Origin of the sequence: Aliidongia dinghuensis (assembly GCF_014643535.1) — a bacterium.
Lineage (GTDB): Bacteria > Pseudomonadota > Alphaproteobacteria > ATCC43930 > CGMCC-115725 > Aliidongia > Aliidongia dinghuensis.
Window position 1 is genome coordinate 214,734 of sequence record NZ_BMJQ01000009.1, and the last position, 20,866, is coordinate 235,599.

Annotated in this window: 21 protein-coding genes; 10 read left to right on the forward strand and 11 right to left on the reverse strand. The window is 66.9% G+C overall.

The annotated features are described in order from the left end of the window. Positions 1–22 precede the first annotated feature (22 nt). A complete protein-coding gene (locus IEY58_RS18245; protein WP_189048347.1) occupies positions 23–844 on the forward strand; it encodes a YdcF family protein in 822 nt (273 codons plus the stop codon). A 13-nt stretch (positions 845–857) separates the two neighbouring features. Then, positions 858–2,138 carry a nucleotide sugar dehydrogenase gene (locus tag IEY58_RS18250; protein ID WP_189048349.1) on the forward strand — a complete coding sequence of 427 codons (1,281 nt, stop codon included), beginning with the start codon at positions 858–860 and terminating at the stop codon, positions 2,136–2,138. Between the two features lie 4 nt (positions 2,139–2,142). On the opposite strand, the gene IEY58_RS18255 is transcribed toward IEY58_RS18250, so the two are convergent. The 8 genes from IEY58_RS18255 to dapA all read right to left on the reverse strand — a co-directional run bounded on the left by IEY58_RS18255 (position 2,143) and on the right by dapA (position 8,967). Next, positions 2,143–2,529: a hypothetical protein gene (locus IEY58_RS18255; protein WP_189048351.1), complete on the reverse strand. Its 387-nt coding sequence runs from the start codon at positions 2,527–2,529 to the stop codon at positions 2,143–2,145. Positions 2,530–2,660: 131 nt separating this feature from the next. Then, positions 2,661–3,782 carry a M35 family metallo-endopeptidase gene (locus tag IEY58_RS18260; RefSeq protein ID WP_189048353.1) on the reverse strand — a complete coding sequence of 374 codons (1,122 nt, stop codon included), beginning with the start codon at positions 3,780–3,782 and terminating at the stop codon, positions 2,661–2,663. A 100-nt stretch (positions 3,783–3,882) separates the two neighbouring features. Continuing rightward, on the reverse strand, positions 3,883–5,289 hold the full coding sequence (locus IEY58_RS18265) for an exopolysaccharide biosynthesis polyprenyl glycosylphosphotransferase (protein WP_189048355.1): 1,407 nt from the start codon (positions 5,287–5,289) through the stop codon (positions 3,883–3,885). 380 nt (positions 5,290–5,669) lie between these two features. After that, positions 5,670–6,164 carry a GAF domain-containing protein gene (locus IEY58_RS18270; RefSeq protein ID WP_189048357.1) on the reverse strand — a complete coding sequence of 165 codons (495 nt, stop codon included), beginning with the start codon at positions 6,162–6,164 and terminating at the stop codon, positions 5,670–5,672. A gap of 138 nt (positions 6,165–6,302) precedes the next feature. Beyond that, positions 6,303–6,845: an Mpo1 family 2-hydroxy fatty acid dioxygenase gene (locus tag IEY58_RS18275; RefSeq protein WP_189048359.1), complete on the reverse strand. Its 543-nt coding sequence runs from the start codon at positions 6,843–6,845 to the stop codon at positions 6,303–6,305. After that, complete coding sequence (locus IEY58_RS18280; protein WP_189048361.1) at positions 6,842–7,498, reverse strand: TetR/AcrR family transcriptional regulator; 657 nt, start codon at positions 7,496–7,498, stop codon at positions 6,842–6,844. The genes IEY58_RS18275 and IEY58_RS18280 overlap by 4 nt, the downstream gene beginning before the upstream one ends. A 79-nt stretch (positions 7,499–7,577) precedes the next feature. Next, entirely contained in the window at positions 7,578–8,051 is a 474-nt protein-coding gene (smpB, locus tag IEY58_RS18285; protein WP_189048363.1) for an SsrA-binding protein SmpB, read from the reverse strand. A 34-nt stretch (positions 8,052–8,085) separates the two neighbouring features. Then, positions 8,086–8,967, reverse strand: coding sequence for a 4-hydroxy-tetrahydrodipicolinate synthase (gene dapA, locus IEY58_RS18290; protein ID WP_189048365.1), 882 nt, complete (start codon positions 8,965–8,967; stop codon positions 8,086–8,088). Positions 8,968–9,210: 243 nt separating this feature from the next. Here dapA and IEY58_RS18295 point away from each other — a divergent pair, with 243 nt between their 5' ends. Beyond that, a complete protein-coding gene (locus IEY58_RS18295; RefSeq protein WP_189048367.1) occupies positions 9,211–11,241 on the forward strand; it encodes a lytic transglycosylase domain-containing protein in 2,031 nt (676 codons plus the stop codon). A 16-nt stretch (positions 11,242–11,257) separates the two neighbouring features. On the opposite strand, the gene IEY58_RS18300 is transcribed toward IEY58_RS18295, so the two are convergent. Then, on the reverse strand, positions 11,258–12,082 hold the full coding sequence (locus IEY58_RS18300) for a glycosyltransferase (protein WP_189048369.1): 825 nt from the start codon (positions 12,080–12,082) through the stop codon (positions 11,258–11,260). Between the two features lie 229 nt (positions 12,083–12,311). Between IEY58_RS18300 and IEY58_RS18305 the strand changes: the two genes are divergently transcribed. Both IEY58_RS18305 and IEY58_RS18310 read left to right on the forward strand, forming a co-directional pair. Continuing rightward, positions 12,312–13,160 (forward strand): alpha/beta fold hydrolase, encoded by an 849-nt coding sequence (locus IEY58_RS18305; protein ID WP_189048371.1) that lies wholly within the window; start codon positions 12,312–12,314, stop codon positions 13,158–13,160. Then, positions 13,138–14,136, forward strand: a complete 999-nt coding sequence (locus IEY58_RS18310) for a threonine ammonia-lyase (protein ID WP_189048373.1) — start codon at positions 13,138–13,140, stop codon at positions 14,134–14,136. Before IEY58_RS18305 ends, IEY58_RS18310 begins: the two co-directional genes overlap by 23 nt. A gap of 33 nt (positions 14,137–14,169) precedes the next feature. Here IEY58_RS18310 and IEY58_RS18315 read toward each other — a convergent pair whose 3' ends face one another. Both IEY58_RS18315 and IEY58_RS18320 read right to left on the reverse strand, forming a co-directional pair. Further along, a complete protein-coding gene (locus IEY58_RS18315) occupies positions 14,170–14,574 on the reverse strand; it encodes a bactofilin family protein (RefSeq protein ID WP_189048375.1) in 405 nt (134 codons plus the stop codon). Further along, positions 14,552–15,808: a M23 family metallopeptidase gene (locus IEY58_RS18320; protein WP_189048377.1), complete on the reverse strand. Its 1,257-nt coding sequence runs from the start codon at positions 15,806–15,808 to the stop codon at positions 14,552–14,554. The genes IEY58_RS18315 and IEY58_RS18320 overlap by 23 nt, the downstream gene beginning before the upstream one ends. 750 nt (positions 15,809–16,558) lie before the next feature. Between IEY58_RS18320 and IEY58_RS18325 the strand changes: the two genes are divergently transcribed. From IEY58_RS18325 to motA, 5 genes are all read left to right on the forward strand, one after another. Continuing rightward, on the forward strand, positions 16,559–17,428 hold the full coding sequence (locus IEY58_RS18325; RefSeq protein WP_189048379.1) for a branched-chain amino acid ABC transporter permease: 870 nt from the start codon (positions 16,559–16,561) through the stop codon (positions 17,426–17,428). After that, complete coding sequence (locus IEY58_RS18330; RefSeq protein ID WP_189048381.1) at positions 17,425–18,426, forward strand: branched-chain amino acid ABC transporter permease; 1,002 nt, start codon at positions 17,425–17,427, stop codon at positions 18,424–18,426. The genes IEY58_RS18325 and IEY58_RS18330 overlap by 4 nt, the downstream gene beginning before the upstream one ends. A 4-nt stretch (positions 18,427–18,430) precedes the next feature. Next, positions 18,431–19,156 (forward strand): ABC transporter ATP-binding protein, encoded by a 726-nt coding sequence (locus tag IEY58_RS18335; protein WP_189048383.1) that lies wholly within the window; start codon positions 18,431–18,433, stop codon positions 19,154–19,156. Further along, on the forward strand, positions 19,153–19,872 hold the full coding sequence (locus IEY58_RS18340) for an ABC transporter ATP-binding protein (RefSeq protein WP_189048385.1): 720 nt from the start codon (positions 19,153–19,155) through the stop codon (positions 19,870–19,872). Before IEY58_RS18335 ends, IEY58_RS18340 begins: the two co-directional genes overlap by 4 nt. 128 nt (positions 19,873–20,000) lie before the next feature. Continuing rightward, a complete protein-coding gene (motA, locus tag IEY58_RS18345; RefSeq protein WP_189048387.1) occupies positions 20,001–20,864 on the forward strand; it encodes a flagellar motor stator protein MotA in 864 nt (287 codons plus the stop codon). Positions 20,865–20,866 lie beyond the last annotated feature (2 nt).

Below are 20,866 nucleotides of genomic sequence, written 5' to 3' on the forward strand. Positions count from 1 at the left end.
AGCGGGAAAGGCGACCGGCTGAATGTTCTTCGTGCTCGCCAAGCTGTTCAGCTTCGTCGCCACGCCCAGCCATTTCGCGTTGATCCTGCTTGTCGTCGGGTCGGCGCTGCTGTTCACCCGGCATTATCGAGTCGGTCGCTGGCTCGTGGTCGTGCCGGTGGTACTTGCCGCGATCGGCCTGCCCGGCACGATCCAGCTCCTGGCGCAGCCGCTTGAAAACCGCTTTCCCGCCAACCCGCCGCTGTGCCGGATCGACGGCATCATCCTGCTCGGCGGCGGCGAGGCGCCGAAACTGTCGCGCGATCGAGACCAACCGATCCTGCTGACCCGGTCGGGCAAGTATTTCGCCGCCATCGACCTGCTGCGCCGTTTCCCCGACGCGCGCCTGATCGTCGCGGCCGGCAGCGGCGCCTGGGACCCGGAAGGGACCCACGAGACAGACGTGGCTGCGGCGCTCTTCGCAGAGGCTGGCGTCGATCCCCACCGCCTCATCTTCGAGACACAATCGCGCGATACCTGGGAGAATTTCCGGAACGCCAAGGCCATCGTGGCCCCCAAGCCCGGAGAGCATTGGGTGCTCTTGACCGGCGCGATGCACATGCCGCGGGCGGTGTCGATCGCGCAGCAGGTCGGTTTCCCGGTCATCCCCTGGCCGACGGACTACCGAACCAGGACGGCACACTTGTTTCTCGATAACGATCTCGCCGAGAGCATCGAGCTGCTCGACAATTCCTTCCACGAATGGATCGGTCTCTTGATCTATCGGCTGACCGGCCGCAGCGCGGCCCTGCTGCCCTCCTCCACGCCGACCGACAGCGGCTGCGCACCCACACCATCGTCATGACCGGCACGTCTTCATGATCGACACGCCAATCATCTCCGTCATCGGCCTCGGCTATGTCGGCCTGCCGCTCGCAGTGGCGCTCGCCCGGTACTACCGCGTCATCGGCTTCGACATCGATCCGGAACGCGTTGCCGCGATCCGGCGCGGCGAGGACCGGACCGGTGAGGTCGAGCCCGGCGCCCTCGTCGAGAGCGCGCTCGAGGTGACGGCGAAGCCGGAGCGGCTCGCCGACGCAACCGTGCATATCGTCACGGTGCCGACGCCGGTCACGGCGACGAACGAGCCGGACCTACAGGCGCTCTTCGCCGCCTGTGCCACGGTCGGCCGGGCGCTCAGGCCAGGTGCTGTCGTGGTATTCGAGAGCACGGTCTATCCGGGCGTCACCGAAGACCTGTGCGGCCCCACGCTGGAACGCGCGTCCGGGCTCAAGGCAGGGCGGGATTTCTTCCTCGGCTATTCGCCCGAGCGGATCAATCCGGGCGATCGGGTTCACACCGTCGACCGGATCACCAAGGTCGTGGCGGGGCAGACGCCGGAAATCGCCCACGAACTCGCGCGGATCTACGGCCGCATCACGTCCGGCGGCACCTTCATCGCCGCCTCGATCCGTACCGCCGAGGCGGCCAAGGCGATCGAGAACGCGCAGCGCGACCTCAACATCGCCTTCATCAACGAAGTGACGATGATCTTCAACCGGCTGGGCTTGAGCGTCCACGACGTGCTCGAGGCCGCGCAGACGAAGTGGAATTTCCTGCCGTTCAAGCCCGGCCTGGTCGGCGGCCATTGCATCGGCGTCGATCCGTATTACCTCGCCCATTGTGCGCAAGCAGCCGGCCACGAGCCCGAGATCATCCTGGCTGGCCGGCGCATCAACGACGGCATGGCGTCCTATGTCGCCGGCGCGATCCTGGCGGCGCTCGAGGCGCCGGCCGGCACCGCGCCGCGAATCCTGGTGCTGGGCGTGACCTTCAAGGAGGACGTGCCGGACCTCCGGAACTCCAAGGTCGCCGATCTCATCGCCACGCTCAGGTCCGCCGGCGCCGAGGTCGCGGCGCACGACCCGCTGGCCGACCCGGCCGAGGCCAAGGCACTCTACGGCATCGATCTCGAACCGGATCTGGACGAGATCCGCGGCTTCGACGCACTGGTCGCGGCGGTGCCGCATCAGGCCTATCGCGACATGGCGGCGGTGCGCTTGGCCGACCTCGTGCGACCGGGCGGCCTCGTCGCGGACATGAAGGGCATCTGGCGGACGCGCGCGCTGCCGGGCACGCTCCGCCGCTGGCAGCTCTGAGCCCTCACTCCGGCGTGGGCAGGGGCTTCGTCTCAGGCGCCGGCGCCGGCGGCGGCGACACGATGGTCACGGCACGGCGGCTGAGATCGACCAGGTAGCGCGTCCCCGCCTCGTCCTCGATCGCGAGCGCATCCCGGTCCGGGACCAGCGACAAGCGCTTGAAGTAGCGGTTGAAGGTCGGCAGCCCTGGTATGTTCTGCGGCGCCACCTGATAGATCTTGAGGATCCAGAGCCGCGCGCCGTTCGTCGTGTCAGTCGCCATCAGATAGCCGCTCAACGGATCGCCGCCGTGCTGGGCGCTGTCCAGGTCCTGTTCGTAGCGGATCCCCTTGTAGAACACCGGCGGCACGACGGGCGGCGCCGGCCGGCTCGCCTCGGGCGGATGGGTCATCTGTACCTCCCTGTCGGCGGCGGCAGGGCCGCTCGGCCGATCGTTCGAACCATAGGCCCGGCCATGGTCGCCGGTCGCGGCGCTTCCCAGCGCGAGCACAGCGACCGCCACGCTGACCAAGGGCAACCGCCTCACCGGATCCGGAGCGCCATTCTGCGCTCGCCCTCGGTCAGCGCAGCAGCGCAATCCGCGGCGAAGAACGCCCAGCTGTCGGCGTTGCGGATCGCCGCACTGCCCGGAAAGCCGCGGTGCGGCCCGATGCCGTAGTGGGCGTAGCGGAAGTCGCCGATATTGACGTCCTCGGTCGCTGAGACGAGATGGCTCAGCTCATGGACGATGATGCGCGTCCAGTTCTTCTGGCCGTGAACGATGCCGCCCTCGTCCTTCTTGAAGAAGGATTGCTCGATATAGACGACGTCGAGCCCCTCGCCGAAGCCGGAGAAGGTGAAGGCCTCCGAGTCGCGATAATCGACATCGCCCGGCGCCGTAGCGCCGCGCAGCGATACCCAGTCCGTCAGGATGAAGCGGCCCTTGTTGAGACAGGCGATGATCGCCTTGAAGCCGAATGTCAGGGTGCCGATGAACTGGTCGAGCTCTTTATCCGTCGTGCCCGGGTCGGCGAACCAGCGCTTGACCAGCTCGCGCGCGGTCTCCCGCAGGCGGCTGCGCTTCGCATCTGGGCTGCCCGCGTCGGCCAGGACCATCGCCGTCCGGTGACACCAGGCCAGCGCCTGCTGGGTCGCCGACGCGAGATACTTCTTCTGCGTCTCCGAGAAGATCTCGTTGTCGGTGTCGAGGATCCGTTCGACCGCGTCGCGCGTCGTCGTGAACTGATTGATGTGGTGCGATGCCCAGTCGTGGAACTCCCGCGGCAGGGAGTGAACCCACACCGTCTGGCTGCCCGACTTCTTCACGAGGTAGACATGGCGCAGGAACTTGAGCGCCGCCGCGCGCATCTTGGAGGCGTCGTCGAGCACGGTTGCGTTCGGCCGGTCGCTCCAAGCCTTGACCGCCTGCAGGATCCCCTGGCTTTCGGGAATGGCATGATGGCCGATGAATTTCGCGGCGCCCTGCTGGACCTTCTTGCGCAGCTTGTCCAGGCTGTCGGCCCGCCCGGCGTCGAAGCCGGTTGTCGTCATGAGCTCATAGAGCGCTGTGACGAGATCCTGCCAGCCCGACTCGAACGCGCCGTTGTTCTGCAACCAAGCGCGCGCATAATCGTATTGGACCTTGAATTTCTTATCCCAGTCCACGCCACCCTCGCTTCCCGGGACGAGGCGCCCCCGCCGTCGAGCCTATTGAGCCGGCGCCCAATGCTCAAGCGCGCATGTGTCTACCGAAGCCGGTGGCGGGTCAGTGGGCGCCGTTCCGCATCAGGACGACGCGGACCGTCTTGAACAGGATGACGATGTCGAGCCAGATCGACCAGTTGCGGACATACCATTCGTCATAGGTCGCCCGATCGAAAAAGCTGGTCGAGCTGCGGCCGCTCACCTGCCACAGGCCCGTGATGCCGGGCCGCATCCGCCCGTAGAGGGCCAAGTTACCTTCGTAGGCATCGATCTCCCGTTCCAGGATCGGCCGAGGGCCAACGATGCTCATATCGCCGCGCAGCACGTTGAAGAGCTGCGGCAGTTCGTCGATGCTGGAGCGGCGGATCCAGGCGCCGACCCCCGTCACGCGCGGGTCCTTCGCCAGCTTGAAATTGTTCTCGACATAAGCCTGGTAGAGATCCGGGTTCTTCTCGCCCCATTCCGCCAGGATCGTATCGGCGTTGTTAACCATGCTGCGGAACTTGTAGAACTTGAAGGGCTTGATGCCCCGGCCGATCCGCTCCTGCGAATAGATGATCGGCGCGCCGTCACCGGACCAGATCAATGCCGCGACGATGATGAGAAGCGGCGCGAAGACGATGAGGGCCGCCGCCGCCAGAATCACGTCGAGGCTGCGCTTCATCGCCCGCACGAAAACCGTGCGGGCCACGCTCAGATGAATGAAGATGAAGTCCCGGCCCATCACATGATGGATGTGCGAATAATCGGCCGGTACGCCGCGCAGGTTCGGCACCACGACGCAACCGTCGAAATTCTCGGAAATGCGATCGACCAGCGGCCCGAGGTTGCCCCGGTTGTCGTCGAGCGCGATATAGACCGTGGCGTTGGCGAGCTTCTCCCGGTTCTCACGCGCGAAGAACTCTTCGACCTGCATCACCCGGCGAGTCGCGAGTTGATTGAGCACCTCGGCGGACAGCTGCTTTTTGTCAGGCGCCACGTAGCCGATGATCTTGATCAGCATGAAGCGGTCGGTCAGCAACGTCTTCGTCACTGCCACGGCATTGGCGCTCGTGCCGTAGATGACAACCGGCCGGCGCACGCCCAGCGCGACGAGTATCTGACGATAGAGGATCCGGAAAAGCACCAGCGTCCCGATCACAATCGCCCAGCTGAGGATCAGGTCGTAGAGCCGCGCGTCACGCCCGATGAACAATACCGAGAAAATCACGTCCAGAAAAACAAAATACAATAATATGCCAATTGCCTCGCGCGTTTCTTTAAGAAAGTAGACGCTGGACGCATAACCTAGTTTAAATTGATAAAATATCACATAAAGAATCGCGTAAATCAGCATGCCGCTCGAGGCACTGCTTCTGATGTACTGAAGTGCTGAAAATTTATACTCGCCAGATAAATACAAGCTGTAGAGTACAAACGCGGTGCCGAAGGCGAGCATGTCAACGAGCGACTGAGCGTAGCGGCCCATCCAATGCCGCGCGTAATCACGCTTGCAGCCGTCGAAGCTCGATAGTGCTAACGGTACACTTAAACTGTTACCAGGCATATCCAGCAGGCCCCGAAATGTCCCTATGGAGTACTTTTATTCAAATAAGCCGAACGTGAACGCGAACCGGTTAGCGGAGTTCGCGAATTAACCTGACGCCGCTTCTGCCCATTGCCGGGTAGGAATCGAAGAATCTTGCTGCTTTGCGGAAATCGCGATGAAGAACGGAGCCGCGCGAGAAGCACGGGGCTACTAATAGGTGCATCGGGGGATCATACCAAAGCTTTTGTGGCAAGCTGCCAACTTATAGGTGCAGCCGGCGAAACTTTTCTCAAAGCGTGCCTCGGCAGGCACATGGGGTATCAGGGAACGCGGGCCAAGTGGCGCAGCAGCACGTCGACCAGCCGGCTGCAGCCGGCGTCGTCCGCGGCGTCGAACCGGCCGGGGCGCGGGCTGTCCAGGTCGAGAACGCCCAGAATCGCGCCATCCCGGATCAACGGCACGACGAGTTCGGAGCGCGAGGCGGCGTCGCAGGCGATATGGCCGGGAAATTGGTCGACGTCCTCGACCAGCACGCTCCTGCCCTGCTGGACGGCGGTGCCGCAGACGCCCTTGCCGACGGCGATGCGGACGCAAGCCGGCTTGCCCTGGAACGGCCCCAGCACCAACTCGCCGTCGCGCATCAGATAGAACCCGGCCCAGTTGAGCTCGTCGAGCCCGTCCATGACGAGCGCCGACATGTTGGCGAGGTTGGCAATGGGATCGGGTTCGCCCGCGAGCAACGCGTCCAGCGCCTCGGCCAGCTCGACATAGCGCTCCGCCTTGCTTGCGGCGGTCGAATTCTTCGCGACGTACATGCTCTCACCCTCCCCTCAGCGGCCGCCCTCGATGTCGGCCACAGCGGCGCCATCGACATGGATGGCCGCCGTCGGGGTGATAGATCGTCTCGCCGGTCGGCGCAATCGGCCGATCGCGATCTGCGTTTCGGCTTGTCGTCAGGCGTGCCGGGCGTTTTTGACCGTCAATTCGGCGCCGGGAAAATCTCGCGTCACGATGCGGCGCTCGACCTCTTCCTGCAGGCGGCGCTTCAGCCCCAGCGCGAAGAACAGCTCGGCGGTGAGGAAAATCGGCGAGACCAGCGTCTGGAACAGGTTGCTCGTCAGCGCCGGCTTGTTGCCCTCGAACCAATGACCGATCAGCTGCACGATCCAGCCGGCAACGAACACCGCCGCGGCGATGCCGAGCGCGGGGCCGGAGCCGAGGGCCGCGACCGAGGCCGCGGCCCAGAGCAGCGGCACGAACAGCACCGCCATGGCGAGGCCGATCGCAAGGTCGAGCTTCAGGTAATAGAGCGCCATCACCGTCGCCCAGATCACGGCCGGCGTGACGCCGAACCCGCCGATCGCGATCTCGTTCAGCGACAGGGGGATGAGGATCGCGAAGATGATCGAAGGCACGCCTATGAAATGGGTCATGCGGTTGCGCGGATCGCGGTGATAGCAGCCGTAGAAGGCCATATGTTCGGCAAGCGTCTTCATCTGACGGCTCCCAAAGGCGGACCGCCGGCCGGGCGCCCGAGCGGCCGCTCGTGACGCGCCTGCAGGTAGTCGCGGGCAAGGCCGGTCCACAACCGGCGAAGCGGTGCCTGGCCGTCGGCGCTCTGGGCGAGCATCTCCTGCATCGCCATGCCGCGCAGCACGAACAGGGTGAGCGTCAGGAGATCGCCGCCGCCCGTCGCATCGGGGGTTGCCGAGCCCCAGGCGCTGCGGAAGCTTTCGATCAGGTCGACGAAGACGGGCCGGAGCCGGTCGGCGAGCGCCCGATCTGTGCGGCAGGCAACGACCAGCTCGAACAGCACGTCGCGATGGCGCCCACAGTAGAAGCGCTGCCAGACCTGCTCGATCAGCGCCATGAAACGATCCTCGTGCCCGTCGAGCGTCTCCGCCACCGTGCGCGCCGCTGCCGCCGCGTCCGCCATCATGGCCTCGGCCGCGGCGGCGATCAGGTCCTGCTTGCTCGAGAAATGATGCGCCCAGGCGCCGCGCGAGACGCCGGCGTGCGCCAGGATCACGCTCAGGGACGCGCCGTGGAAGCCCTCGGCCTGCAGGCAATCGAGCGTCGCCTCGACCAGAAGCGCGCGCATGTCGCGGCTCCGCTCCTCCTGGGTCCTGCTCACCGCGTTCGTCGCCATGGCCAATCCGAAGAAAGAAACCGACCGATTGGTTTGTACGCCGGAAATCCAAAGAACTCAAGGGCGACGCGTGACGCCGTCAGTCCGCGCGCTTGTCGCGCATGATGCGCGCCTTCTCGCGGTTCCAGTCGCGCGCCTTCTCGGATTCGCGCTTGTCGTGCTTGTGCTTGCCGCGCGCCAGGCCGAGCTCGACCTTGGCGCGGCCGGTCTTGTTGAAATAGATCGACAGCGGCACGAGCGTCACGCCCTCGCGCTTGATGGCGCCCAGGAGCTTGTTCACTTCCTTGCGGTGCAACAGCAGCTTGCGCGGCCGGCGCGGCTCATGGTTGAAGCGCGAGGCGCCCTCGTATTCCGGAATATGGGCGTTGACCAGGAACATCTCGCCGCCCTCTTCGCGCGCGAACGACTCGACGATGCTGGCGTGCCCTTTCCTGAGCGACTTCACCTCGGTGCCGACCAGCACGATGCCGCACTCGAGCGTGTCGTCGATGAAGTAATCGTGCCGCGCCTTGCGATTCTGGGCGACGAACTTGTCGGTCGGACGCAACGCCACGGGGCTGGTTCCTGACGCTCTGCCGCTGGCCGGCTTAGTTCAGCAGGCCGGCTTGGCGCATCGCCGCCTCGATCCGCGCCTTGGACGCGGCCGCGGGCTCGACGAGCGGCAGACGCACGCTGGGGGCGCTGCGGCCGAGGAGCGAGGCGGCATACTTCACGGGGCCCGGGCTGCTCTCGCAGAACATGGCATCGTGCACCGGCGCCAGACGCTCGTTGATCCGCTCCGCGGTCGCGAAATCGCCCGCGTCCCACGCCCGGTGCATCTCGGCCAGATCGCGCGGCGCGATGTTGGCGGTGACGGAAATGCAGCCGTGGCCGCCCTGGGCGCGGAAGGGCAGCGCCGTGATGTCCTCGCCCGAGAGCTGCCAGAAATCGCCCGGAATGGCGAGCTTGGTGCGGATCGGCCGGGCGAGGTCGGCGGTCGCGTCCTTGACGCCTGCAATGCGCGGCAGCTCTGCCAGGCGCTTCATGGTGTCGACCGACATGTCGACACCGGCGCGGCCGGGAATGTTGTAGATGACGAGCGGCAGGCCGGTCGCGTCGTGCAGCGCCCTGTAGTGCTGGTAGAGGCCTTCCTGGGTCGGCCGGTTGTAATAGGGCACGACGACGAGCGCCGCGTCGGCCCCCGCCTTCTCCGCGTGGCGCGTAAGCTCGATTGCCTCGGCCGTCGAGTTGGAGCCGGTGCCCGCCATGACCACGGCCTTGCCCTTGGCGACCTCGATGCAGAGCTCGACCACGCGGCGATGCTCCTCGTGGCTCATGGTCGTCGATTCACCAGTGGTGCCGCATGGCACCAGCCCGTCCGTGCCCTCGGCGATCTGCCAGGCGACGAGATCCTGGAACGCGCGCTCGTCCACTTTGCCATCGGCCCGGAACGGGGTGATCAGCGCGACATAAGATCCGGTGAACTGCATGGTCTTTCCTCCAGGCCGCCGTTCGGGGCGCCGGGCCGAAGCTCGGGATCGAAGCGGCCGTCTCCATTCTGGCCCGACCATAGCGAGCACGACACGTGGCCGCAACACACGCGGCAGATCGGGTCGCCTGCCCTGCCGCCCATGCAAGGCAGAGCCGGCAAATGGCACGCGAAACCGCGCAACGCCGCTTGGCGCGACCGGCCGTTCACCGGTAGAATAGGCGCCTCTCCAGGGGAGTGTTCCTTGTCCGACGACACGACGAACGACGCCCGCCGGCGTCGTGCCACCAGAGGCCGCGTTCCTGCCAGGGCCTTGCGCCACGGCGCCTCGATTTCCGCACTCAGCCTCGCTGCGCTCCTCTTCTATCACGCATCATCCGCCCGCGCCGCCGAACCGCTGTCCGCCCACGACATGCCGATCGCGCGCCAGGCGTTCGATCTGATGGACCGCGGCCAGTGGGCACGGGCCGAGAACCTGGCGCAGAACGCCAATGACCCGCTGCCGGCCAAGCTCATCCTCTGGCTCGACCTGCAGCGCTCCCAAGTCGGGCACAGCTTCGGCGAGATCGCCCAGTTCGTCGACCAGAACCCAGGTTGGCCGCGCCAGGCCATGCTGCGGCTCCGGGCCGAGGAAACCCTCGACCAGGTGCCGGACGCGACGCTGCGGACCTGGTTTCAGCACCACAAGCCGGTCAGCCCCTCGGCGAAGCTGAAGGAGGCGGAGCTGATGGTCGCAGGCGGCGACCCCGCCGGCTATGCCGACCGGATTCGCGAGATCTGGATCACCGGCGACTTCTCCGCCGCCGAGGAGAAGCTGGTGATCGCCCGCTACGGCGACAAATTCACGACCGAGACCGAAGACCGCCGGCTCGACCGGCTGATCTGGGACGGCAAGCTCGAGGAGGCGACGCGCCAGCTCGCCCGCGTGTCGCCGGATTGGCGCTTGCTCGGCGAAGCGCGCCTCAAGCTCGTGGAGTCGGCCAAGGGGGCGGAAGCGGCCGTCGCCAGAGTACCGGCCAGCCTGCAGAACGACCCCGGGCTGCTGTTCGCGCGGCTGAAATGGCGCCGTCAGCACGACATGGACGACGAGGCACTCACCATCCTGCTGCAAGCGCCGAAGGACCTCGAGCGGCCCGAGCTCTGGTGGCCGGAACGCCAGATCCTGGCCCGCCACCTGCTGGCGGCGCACGACGCTGGGCGCGCCTACCGGGTGATCGCCGATCATCGCCTGCCGGACGGCGGCAATCTCGCGGAGGCCGAGTTCACCGCCGGCTGGATCTCGTTGCGCTTCCTCAACGATCCACAGCACGCCTACGAGCATTTCCAGAGACTCTATGGGGTGGCGAAGCTGCCGCTCACCGTCTCGCGCGGCGCCTATTGGGCGGGCCGCGCCGCCGATGCGCTCGGCCGGTCGCAGGAGGCGCTCGACTGGTACGCCAAGGCGGCGCAGTTCCCGACGACCTATTACGGCCAGCTCGCGAGCGCCGTGCCCGGCGTGGCACCGCCGCCGAAACCGGTGCCTGAGCCGAAGGCGACGACGACCCAGGCCGCCGCCTTCAACAAGAAGGAGCTGGTCCACGCGATCCGTGTCCTCGCCGCGGTCGACGAGGAGGACTACATCAAGCCCTTCCTGATCAGCCTGTCGGAGAGTGCCGAGAACCCGACCGACCACGCGCTGGTCGCCGACCTGGCCGAGGAGATCGGCCGGCCGGATCTGGGCGTCGCCGCGGCGAAGCGGGCGAGCTACAGCGGCGTGTCGCTGCTGCGCGCCGGCTATCCGCTGGTGCCCATGCCGCGAAACGCCGGCGCGGAACAGGCGCTGCTCCTGGCGCTGACGCGCCAGGAAAGCGCCTTCGACACGCGCGCGCTCTCGCCGACCGGCGCGCGCGGCCTCATGCAGCTGATGCCGGGGACGGCGAGCCAGGTCGCCAAGACGCTCGAGCTGCCCTTCGTCGAGCGCAAGCTCTCGACCGACGGCATCTACAACGTGACCTTGGGCCAGGCCTATCTCGATTCGCTGATCGCGCAGTTCAACGGCTCTTACGTGCTGGCGATCGCCGCCTACAACGCAGGCCCGGCACGCGTCCGGCAATGGCTCGGCGACTACGGCGACCCGCGCTCGCCGGACGTCGACGCCGTCGACTGGGTCGAGGAGATCCCGTTCAGCGAGACGCGCAACTACGTCCAGCGCGTGCTCGAAAACCTGCAGGTCTACCGCTTGAGGATCGGCAACCGGTCGCTGGCCTTCTCGCTCGAGGCGGACTTGAGACGATAGGGCCGGCCGAGCCGAGTCAGACGACCTGCCGGCGCGGGCTCTTCCGCCAGGCATGCCGCCAGCGGTATTTCAGCGAGTCGCGCAGGTGCTGGCGCAGGATGGGCTTGCGGAAGAATTCCGACAGGCCGCCTGACGAGCAGCGGATCCCGTCGGCCGCAACGACCGCATCGGCGTGATAGACGACGGACAGGCCGCGGCTCCAGCTTTGCCAGCAGATCTCCGGATCCGCCAGGAACATGACGTACCGCGGATCGAACCCGCCGACCTCGTCCCACAGGTCGCGGCGCACCAGGAAGCAGGAGCTCTGCAGCCAGTCGACCGGTTGTGTCCGGTTGACGTCGAGATGGGCCATCTCGTCATACGCAACGAGCTTGCGCACTCCAGGCAGCTTGCGGAGCGGCGTACGCCGCGCGACCTGGGTGAACAGACGCGGGAAAGCCCGGGCCGTCATCGCCACCTTGCCGCTCGGCTCTTCGATCTGTTTCGGGCCGACAATGCCGACGGAGGGATGCTTTTGCAGATACTCCAGCAGAACCTGCACGGTATCGAGCTCAGGCCAAAGAATATCCGGGTTGACAATCAGGATATACGCGCCGATCGCCTGCTCCGCTGCCCGATTGCAGCCTCGGACATAGTGCAGGTTCTCCGAATTGACGAGCAGCTTGACGCCGTCGTGCTCCGCCAGGGGCGCCAAGATCGCGGCGTTCGCGGGATTACACGAATTGTCCGCGACGATGATCTCGAGCTTGAAGCGGCCGCGCTGCCGCAGCAAGCCGCGCACATTCTCAACGACCCGGCGCGCCTTGTTGTAGTCCAGGATGACCGCCGTCACCGTTGGCATCTCATCCGGATCGAGCAATCAGGCCCCCAGAGGTCGGTCGATAAGCGCGGATCGCGCAGAAGCGGCGGAAGAACATCCGCCCACCATGGCCCGAACTTAAAGTTGCTCCCGCATTCTTACAAGCGCTTCGCGGGGGGGCTATGTTGCCTCGGGCGAGATGGCGCGATAAGGAAGAGTGAGGGTTGCTCGTGACGGTCGAGCGCCGCACCCAGCCGGATCAGCCGCCAGCATGACCGAATTTCGCGAACGCTTCGTCTCGGCCCAGGACGGTGCGCAGCTCTATCTGCGCGACTATGGCGATCCGCTGGCACCACGCGCGCCGCTTCTTTGCCTTGCCGGCATCTCGCGCAATTCCAAGGACTACCATGCCCTCGCCCTGCGCCATGCCGGCAAGCGCCGCGTCGTCTGTCCGGACTATCGCGGCCGCGGCCGTTCGGCGCGCGACCCGGACTGGCGCAACTATGCGCCGCCGGTGATCCTGGGCGACATCCTGCAGATCATGGCGGCGCTCGATCTTGGCCGGGTCGTGCTGGTCGGCACCTCGTTCGGCGGGCTGCTCTCGATGGCGCTCAACGCGTTGAAGCCGGGCGCCGCCGCAGGCCTGGTGCTGAACGACATCGGTCCCACCGTGGGCAACGGGTCGGGCAATATCATCGAGCGCATCGGCCGCGACCATCCGCAACCCGACCTCGCCGCGGCCGTGCGCTACCTCCGCACGGAGTTCAGCCACCTGTCCTATCGTACGGACGAGGAGTGGCTCGATTTCGCCGAGCGCACCTATCGGCGGGGCGGGGATGGGCTCTGGCACCACGACTGGGACCCGGCGATCGCCCGGCCGTTCGTCGCCGGCGACACCGGCGGCATGGATCTCTGGGCGCTCTTCTGCGGCTTCGCCCGGATCCCGGCGCTCGTCGTGCGCGGCGGCATCTCGGACCTGTTGACCGCCGAAGGCCTGGCACGGATGGTGGAGGCGAAGCCCGATCTCGAGACCGTGACCGTGCCGGGCGTCGGCCACACGCCGCACCTCGGCGAGCCGGAAGTAGAAGGAGTACTCGATGAGTTCCTCGACCGTTGCTGACGCCGACCTGCCAACCTTCGCCGACGTCGTGGCGGCCGCCGACCGGCTCAAGGGCCAGGCGATCGTGACGCCGCTTGTCGAGTCGAGCGCGCTCAACAAGCGCCTGGGCTTCCGCCTGCTGGTCAAGGCCGAGCCGCTGCAGCGCACCGGCTCCTTCAAGTTCCGCGGCGCGTTCAACCGCCTGGTCCAGCTCGACGAGGCCGCTCGGCGGCGCGGCGTGGTCGCCTTCTCCTCCGGCAACCACGCCCAGGGTGTGGCGGCTGCGGCCGAGATCCTGGGCATGCCCGCCACCATCGTGATGCCGGCCGACGCGCCGGCGATCAAGCTCGCCAACACGCGCGGCTACGGCGCCGAGGTCGTGACCTACGACCGCTGGACCGAGGACCGCGAGGCGGTCGCGGCCCGCATCGCCGCCGAGCGCGGCGCCACCATCGTCAAGCCCTACGACGAGCGCGACATCATCGCCGGTCAGGGCACGGCAGCGCTCGAGATCATTGCGCAGGCGGCCGAGCGCGGCATCGCGATCGACGCCATGGCAGCCAACTCGTCCGGCGGCGGCCTCATCGCCGGCTGCGCCCTCGCCTTCGCCGCCAGGAGCCCGGTGACCAAGGTCTATTGCGCCGAACCGACCGGCTTCGACGACCATGCCCGCTCGCTCGCTGCGGGTAGCCGCGTCGCCAACACGCCGGGGGCGACGTCGATCTGCGATGCGCTGCTGGCCGCGACGCCCGGCCGGCTCACGTTCGAGATCAACCGTCGGCACCTGGCCGGCGGCCTGGTCGCGAGCGATGCCGAGGCAAAGCGCGCGATGGCGGTCGCGTTCAACGAACTGAAGCTGGTGGTGGAGCCGGGCGGCGCCATCGCCCTCGCAGCAGCCCTCGAAGGACGCTTCCCCGGCCAGCCGCGCACGGTCGCGGTCATCGCGTCCGGCGGCAATGTCGATCCCGCGCTGTTCCGCGAGGCGCTCGCCGCCTGACCGTTAGGAAACTTCCCGCCAGGAAACTTCCCGTCAGGAAACCTCGGGCTCGGCCGCCGCTTCCGCCGTCGCTGCGGCCGATTCGCCCTGCAGCTCGAGCACCGCGCCGGGCGCGCTGTCGAATGCGTGGCAGCGCACATCGGCGTGGACGCGGGCCGTCTTGAGCAGCGACACGTGCGACGCGCTCACGAGTCCGTGGACCGTACCGGCTATCGTCACGCGGTCGGCGTACAGGTTGCCGATCACGGTGCCGGTCTGGCCGACCGTGATGGCACTCGCCTCGACGTCGCCGTTGACGATGCCGTCGATGTGGATTTCACCGTCGGAGCGCAGGCTGCCCGTGATCTGGAAATCGGCCGCGAGGATCGACAGCCCGCCGCGCCGGCTCACGACCGGCTGCGGCTTGCCGCCTTCCTCAGTTCGACGCCTTGAGAACACCCGCTTTTCCCACCTCGAGGAATTTCTCCGGATCCTGCGGCGTGCCGTTGACGACGACCTCGTAATGCACGTGCGGGCCGGTCGACCGGCCGCTCGAGCCGAGGAGGCCGATCTGGCTGTGCTTGCCGATCTTTTGGCCGACGTTGACCAGGATACGGTTCAGATGGCCGTATTTCGTGTGGATGCCGTTGCCGTGGTCGATCTCGACCAGCTTGCCGTAGCCGGTCGAATAGCCGGCGAACACGACCGTGCCGGCTGCCGTGCTCATGACCGGGGTCTTGTAGGGGCCGGAGAGATCGACACCGGTATGCATGGCCATGCGGCCGTTGAACGGGTCGTGGCGCACGCCGAACGGGCTCTCGAAATTGTATTTGTCGAGCGGCGCCGTCAGCGGCAGCGTCTTCATCAGCTTCGCGACCTGCTCGTCCGGCAGCTGCGCCCCCTTGTTCGCGCCGACCGCGACATAGGGACCGCCCACCGACGCCGGGCGCACGCCCAGCTGGGCCAGCAGCTTTTCGACACTGAAGCCGTTGTCGGCTGTTTCGACCTTGCCCGCCGGCTCTTCCTCGCCGTCGGTCGCAGCGCCCCCGCCCACAGTGCCAGCAGCTGAGGCACCATCGGTGGTCGGCACGGTCACGAGCTTGCCCGTGAGCTCCGCCCGGGGGGCCGGCCGGGTCGCGAGCTTCTTCTCGAGCTCGCTCACCTTGAGCTTCAGGCGCTCGCGGTCGGCCGCGATGGTCTTTTCCGCCGCATCCTTCGCCTGGGCGAGCTCGCCGATCGACTTCTGCAGCTTGCCCTTCTCCGCGGTCAGCTTCTGGCGCTCGGTCGTCGCCTGCGCCAGCTGTTCCGCGGTCTGTTCGTAGAGCGACCGGTTCTGCGCGTTCTGAGCGCCCAGGATCTTGAGGTCGTTCTCGAGTTGCGCCACGCGCTCGGTCAGCTTCGCGGCATCGAGTTCGGCCGCCGCCTGCTGCGCATCACCGTCGGCCGAGGGTGCCGCGTCCTTGCGCTGGTCGGCGAGCGTCTTCACCCGGCTGTCGGCCAGCTGCGCCGCCGACTGGGCCTCGGCCAGCTGCGCCTTCAGCGTCTCGACCGCGCGGGCGAGTTCGGCCTGCGACGAGCTGGCGTCGACCTGCAGGTTGAGGTCGGCATCGGACTTCGGCGTGAGCGTGGTGGGGATGAACGTGGTGAGGGCGACCGCGGCGACACTCAAGACCGACGCGGCGACGAACGACATCTGTAACGGGCCGGACAGGTTCAGATGGGTAACCCGTCCATTGCTACGTATCAGGATCTGCCGGTCAGGGAACAGACGTCCCCCAAGCCTCGAAAGTGTGCCGATCATCATCCCCCGCGCGGTAAGCCGATTGCCGCCTGTCGCATCATCGCCCTGACGAGACGATGCCCCTGACGCCTAGGCTGCAAATCCGTCTTGAGCCACATCCGGTGCGGCACACTTGTCCCGCGTTCCCGATTTATCCCAAAATTCATCCACAGGATGAACTCGATTCGGGTTCACGTTTCGCCCTGGGTCGGGCAGGTCCTCACCGAACGCGTTGGACCGTATCCGCAGATTTCCAGCCTGGCAACTCAAAATGCTTTTCACTGTCACTTTTTTGTCGCGGTTCGGCGCGACTCGGCGCCGAAAGCCGTGATCGGGAAGGCATGGAATTATCTTGCTTTTTTCATAAATGTCATACTATTGCGATCCGCATCCATCAATACCGCCAGCACCCTCAATGGCTGGGCCTCCAGCGCTGGTCGACCCGGTCAGTCGTCGACCGCCGGCGCCAACGGGACAACTTTTGAGCGCCATAGCCGAGTCGCCAGCGCGACTCCGCCGCAGCGCAGCAAATCAGCGCGGCGCCGGTCCTGCACGCCAAAGCAGTTGATCCGGGCCGAAGCCGCGGGCTATGACCCAGCGGCGGGACCGCCCAAGCGGCGCCACACCCGCCGTCATCCGTTCCGATCGGGACCCCATCACTCCATGACCTGGGAAGTCTATGCCAACGTCATCATCGGCGGGATCCTGACCGGTCTCGTCTATGGCCTGATGGCGCTCGGCCTCTCGGTCATCTTCGGCGTCGTGCGCGTCGTCAATTTCGCCCATGGCGAACTGACGATGGTGGCGATGTATCTGACGGTGCTCGGCTGCAGCACCTGGGGCGTCGACCCGCTGTGGATCCTGGTGCCGCTCGCCGCCCTCATGTTCCTCGTCGGCTATGCGCTGCAGAGCCTGCTCGTGCATCCGTTTATGACGCGGCCCGATCATGCGCAGTTCATGCTGCTGGTCGCGGTCGGCATGATCCTGACCAACGGCGCGCTCATCCTGTTCGGGCCCGACGCGCGCAGCGTCCAGGTCGACTATGCGCTCGACAGTATCGAGCTCGGGCCGCTGCTGGTCGACAAAGTGCGGCTCTACGCGGCACTCGCAGCCCTCGCGGTCGCGGCGGCGCTGTTCGCCTTCTTCCGCCTGTCGCCGACCGGCAAGGCGATCCGGGCCTGCGCCGACAATTACCGCGGCGCGCTCGTCGTCGGGCTCGACGTCCGGCGCCTGTTCGCCCTCACCTTCGGCTGTGGGGCCGCCTGCGTCGGCGCCGCCGGCGCCATGCTGGTGCTGCTGGGCGACGTGACGCCGTCGCTGGGGCCCGCCTACACCCTCCTCGCCTTCGTCATCGTCATCGTCGGCGGGCTCGGCAACATGGCGGGAGCACTGGTGGCGGGCGTGCTGATCGGTGTCAGCGAGGCGCTGGCTGGGCTGGTGCTCGTGCCCTCGATGAAGAGCATGGTCAGCTTCGGCCTCTTGATCCTGGTGCTGCTGTTCCGGCCGCAGGGGCTGTTAGGGCGCAGCGCATGACCCAGTCAATCCTTGCGCTGTCGATGCCGGCCCGGGCACTCGTGCTGGCCGGGTTCGCCCTGGCGCTGGCGGCACCCTTCGTCGCCGGGCCCTATCTCCTGTCCGTGCTCGTGCTGGCGCTCTATTACGCCTATGTCGGGCAGGCTTGGAACGTGATGATGGGCTTCGCCGGCCAGCTGTCCTTGGGCCACGCGCTCTATGTCGGGCTTGGCGCCTATCTCTCGGCCGCACTCTACCTGCACGCCGGCATCGGGCCTTGGGTGGGAGTGCTGCTTGCCGCCGCCGTTGCAGCGCTGGCAGGTGCTGCGATCGGCGCCCTCGCCTTCCGCTTCGGCATCGGCGGCGTCTATTTCGCGCTGCTCACCATCGCCTTCGCCGAGTTCACCCGGATCGGCTTCGAACACATCGACTGGCTGGGTGGCGCCGGCGGCCTGTTCCTGCCGGTGGTCGAGCGCGGGCAGCTCGACATCGCAAACCTGCGCGGCGGGCCGCAGCTGTTCTATTACCTGCTGCTGATCCTGGCCGCGGGTGCCTTCTGGCTGTGCCACACGCTCCGCCATCGCCGCATCGGCTATTACTGGCTGGCGATCCGCGAAGACCCCGAGGCGGCACGTGCCCTCGGCATCGACCTGTTCCGCTACCGGGTGCTGGCCGCCGCGATCTCCGCCGCCATGGCGTCGGTCGCCGGCGTCATTGCTGCCTTCTACTACAACAGCCTGACGCCGGCCGACAGTTTCGGCGCGGCGAAGTCGATCGAGATCATCTTGGGCCCGCTCGTCGGCGGGCTCGGCACGTTGGCCGGCCCGATCCTGGGCGCCTTCGTGCTGACCGGCCTCAGCGAAAGCCTGCAGGCGCTGCTGGACGCGACCGGGCATCAGGTGCCAGGCGCGACACAGCTGTTCTACGGCGTCGTGCTGCTGCTGGTGATCAAGTACCTGCCGAACGGCATCTGGCCCTGGCTCGCGCGCTGGCTTGGCCTCGCCGCACGGGAGGACTGAGCCCATGGCGCTGCTCGAGGTCGAAGGCCTTACCAAGAGCTTTCGCGGCCTGAAGGCCGTCGACCGTGCGAGCTTCGCGGTCGAGGCGGGCGCCATCGTGGCGCTGATCGGGCCGAACGGCGCCGGCAAGACGACCTGCTTCAACCTGATCGCCGGTGCCATCCGGCCGGACGCCGGCACGGTGACGCTCGATGGCCGGCCGCTCACCGGGCTTGCCGCCGACCAGGCGTGCCGCGCCGGCATCGGCCGGACGTTCCAGGTGGTGAAGCCCTTCGCCCAGCTTTCGGTGCTGGACAATGTGACGGTCGGCGCGCTGCGGGCGACCGCCGACGTGGCCACGGCCCGGCGCGAAGCGGCGCGCGTCCTCCGACTGCTGCATCTCGACGGCAAGGCCATGGCCCCGGCCCATACGCTGACCCTGCCCGAACGCAAGCGACTCGAGGTCGCGCGCGCGCTCGCGACCGGCCCCAAGCTCCTGCTGCTCGACGAGGTCATGGCCGGCCTCAGGCCGACCGAGATCGACGAGATGGTCGAGGTGTTCCGCCGGCTCAACCGCGAGACCGGGCTCACCATCCTGCTGGTCGAGCATGTCATGCGGGCGGTCATGGCGTTGGCCCAGCGCATCATCGTGCTGCATCACGGCGAGATCATCGCTTCGGGCGCGCCCGAAGCCGTGGTGCGCGACCCGGCCGTGCTTGCGAGCTACCTCGGCGGAGCGCCCGCCGAATGAGCGAGATCGCGCTCTCGGTCGAGGGGCTCGACCTCTATTACGGCGACGCCCAGGCGCTTTCGGGTGTGTCGCTCGACGTGCCCGCGAGCGGCGTTACGGCGATCGTCGGCGCCAACGGTGCCGGCAAGTCGAGCCTCATCCGCACCATCGCCGGCATCGAGCGGCCGCGCGCCGGCCGCATCACCTGGCGCGGGCGGGAGATCCAGGGCCGGCCATCCCACGAGATCTGCAACCTCGGCATCGGCCAGGTGGCCGAAGGCCGGCAGATCTTCCCGACCATGAGCGTGCTCGAGAATTTGGAGGTGGGCGGCCACCTGCCGCGCGCGCGCCGGGCGAAGGCCGAGACGCTGGCCGAGGTCTTGACGCTCTTCCCGCGGCTTGCCGAGCGGCGAGGCCAGGCGGCCGGCTCGCTCTCCGGCGGCGAGCAGCAGATGCTGGCGATCGGCCGCTGCCTGATGGGCCGACCGGAGCTCATCATGTTCGACGAGCCGTCGCTCGGCCTGTCGCCGGCGCTGGTCCTCGAGATGTTCCGCATCATCGAGCGCCTGAACCGCGAACGCGACCTGACCGTAATCCTGGTCGAACAAAATGTCGCAGCCTCGCTGGAGCTCGCCGAACGAGCCTACGTGCTCGAGACCGGGCGCATCGTGACGAGCGGCAGCGGCCGGGAACTGATGACGGATGAGCGGGTAAGAGCGGCTTATTTGGGGGTGTGAGGCGCTGGATGGCCGGCGCCTCACGGTTAATGAACCCCTAACCATCGGGACGGTATTTCTCACGTCTGAAACTGCGCGTTGCGCGGCCGAATCGTCGGGCGCACGCCGGCAGGTGGGAAGCGAGTGCCATGTTCTTCTTTATCGGCGTCGGCGTGGTTCTGGTCGCGGTGTTCGGGGGATACGTGGCCAACGACGGTCACCTGCCGGCGCTGTGGCAGCCGTTCGAGTTCATCATCATCGTTGGTGCCGCGATCGGCGCCTTCATCATCAGCAACCCGCAGACGGTGCTGAAGGCGGTCGGCAAGGAGTTTCCCAAGGTCTTCAAGGGACCGAAATTCGGCAAGCCGGCGTTCGTCGAGCTCCTGGTCATGCTCAACGTCGTTTTCAAGCTGGCGAAATCGAAGGGCGCCATGGCGCTCGAGACCCATGTCGAAAACCCGGAAGAGAGCTCGATCTTCCAGCAGTACCCGACCTTTCTGCACGACCATCACGCGGTCGATTTCTTCTGCGACTTTTTCCGCATGCTGATCATGGGCGCCGACAACGCGCACGAGATGGAAGCGCTGATGGACGCGCGGATCGAGGTGCACCACCACGAATCGCTCGAAGTATCTCACGCCATCACCGGCATGGCGGACGGCATGCCGGCGCTCGGCATCGTGGCCGCCGTGCTGGGCGTCATCCACACGATGGGCTCGATCACCGAGCCACCCGAGGTGCTGGGGCATCTCATTGGCGGCGCGCTCGTCGGTACGTTCTTGGGCGTGCTCATCAGCTACGGCTTCGTGGCGCCGATGGCCGCCAAGCTCAAGAGCGTCGCCGACGCCGAGGTGCGCTACTACATCTGCATGAAGAGCGGCATCATCGCCTATATGCAGGGCTACGCCCCGATCATGGCCGTCGAGAGCGCCCGCATGGTGCTCCTGGCCCACGACCAGCCGAGCTTCGCGGACATCGAGCAGGCGATCGACAATGCGCCGGCGGCGGCGTGAGG

Excerpts from the sequence above, each read along its gene's own strand:
- IEY58_RS18245 (WP_189048347.1), top strand. The coding sequence starts at position 23 with ATGTTCTTCGTGCTCGCCAAGCTGTTCAGCTTCGTCGCCACGCCCAGC.
- IEY58_RS18330 (WP_189048381.1), top strand. The coding sequence starts at position 17,425 with ATGACCCAGTCAATCCTTGCGCTGTCGATGCCGGCCCGGGCACTCGTG.
- IEY58_RS18320 (WP_189048377.1), bottom strand. The coding sequence starts at position 15,808 with ATGTCGTTCGTCGCCGCGTCGGTCTTGAGTGTCGCCGCGGTCGCCCTC.
- IEY58_RS18305 (WP_189048371.1), top strand. The coding sequence starts at position 12,312 with ATGACCGAATTTCGCGAACGCTTCGTCTCGGCCCAGGACGGTGCGCAG.
- IEY58_RS18310 (WP_189048373.1), top strand. The coding sequence starts at position 13,138 with ATGAGTTCCTCGACCGTTGCTGACGCCGACCTGCCAACCTTCGCCGAC.
- motA (WP_189048387.1), top strand. The coding sequence starts at position 20,001 with ATGTTCTTCTTTATCGGCGTCGGCGTGGTTCTGGTCGCGGTGTTCGGG.
- IEY58_RS18255 (WP_189048351.1), bottom strand. The coding sequence starts at position 2,529 with ATGACCCATCCGCCCGAGGCGAGCCGGCCGGCGCCGCCCGTCGTGCCG.
- IEY58_RS18275 (WP_189048359.1), bottom strand. The coding sequence starts at position 6,845 with ATGAAGACGCTTGCCGAACATATGGCCTTCTACGGCTGCTATCACCGC.
- dapA (WP_189048365.1), bottom strand. The coding sequence starts at position 8,967 with ATGCAGTTCACCGGATCTTATGTCGCGCTGATCACCCCGTTCCGGGCC.
- IEY58_RS18250 (WP_189048349.1), top strand. The coding sequence starts at position 858 with ATGATCGACACGCCAATCATCTCCGTCATCGGCCTCGGCTATGTCGGC.
- IEY58_RS18340 (WP_189048385.1), top strand. The coding sequence starts at position 19,153 with ATGAGCGAGATCGCGCTCTCGGTCGAGGGGCTCGACCTCTATTACGGC.
- IEY58_RS18325 (WP_189048379.1), top strand. The coding sequence starts at position 16,559 with ATGACCTGGGAAGTCTATGCCAACGTCATCATCGGCGGGATCCTGACC.
- IEY58_RS18270 (WP_189048357.1), bottom strand. The coding sequence starts at position 6,164 with ATGTACGTCGCGAAGAATTCGACCGCCGCAAGCAAGGCGGAGCGCTAT.
- IEY58_RS18300 (WP_189048369.1), bottom strand. The coding sequence starts at position 12,082 with ATGCCAACGGTGACGGCGGTCATCCTGGACTACAACAAGGCGCGCCGG.
- IEY58_RS18280 (WP_189048361.1), bottom strand. The coding sequence starts at position 7,498 with ATGGCGACGAACGCGGTGAGCAGGACCCAGGAGGAGCGGAGCCGCGAC.
- IEY58_RS18265 (WP_189048355.1), bottom strand. The coding sequence starts at position 5,289 with ATGGGCCGCTACGCTCAGTCGCTCGTTGACATGCTCGCCTTCGGCACC.
- IEY58_RS18335 (WP_189048383.1), top strand. The coding sequence starts at position 18,431 with ATGGCGCTGCTCGAGGTCGAAGGCCTTACCAAGAGCTTTCGCGGCCTG.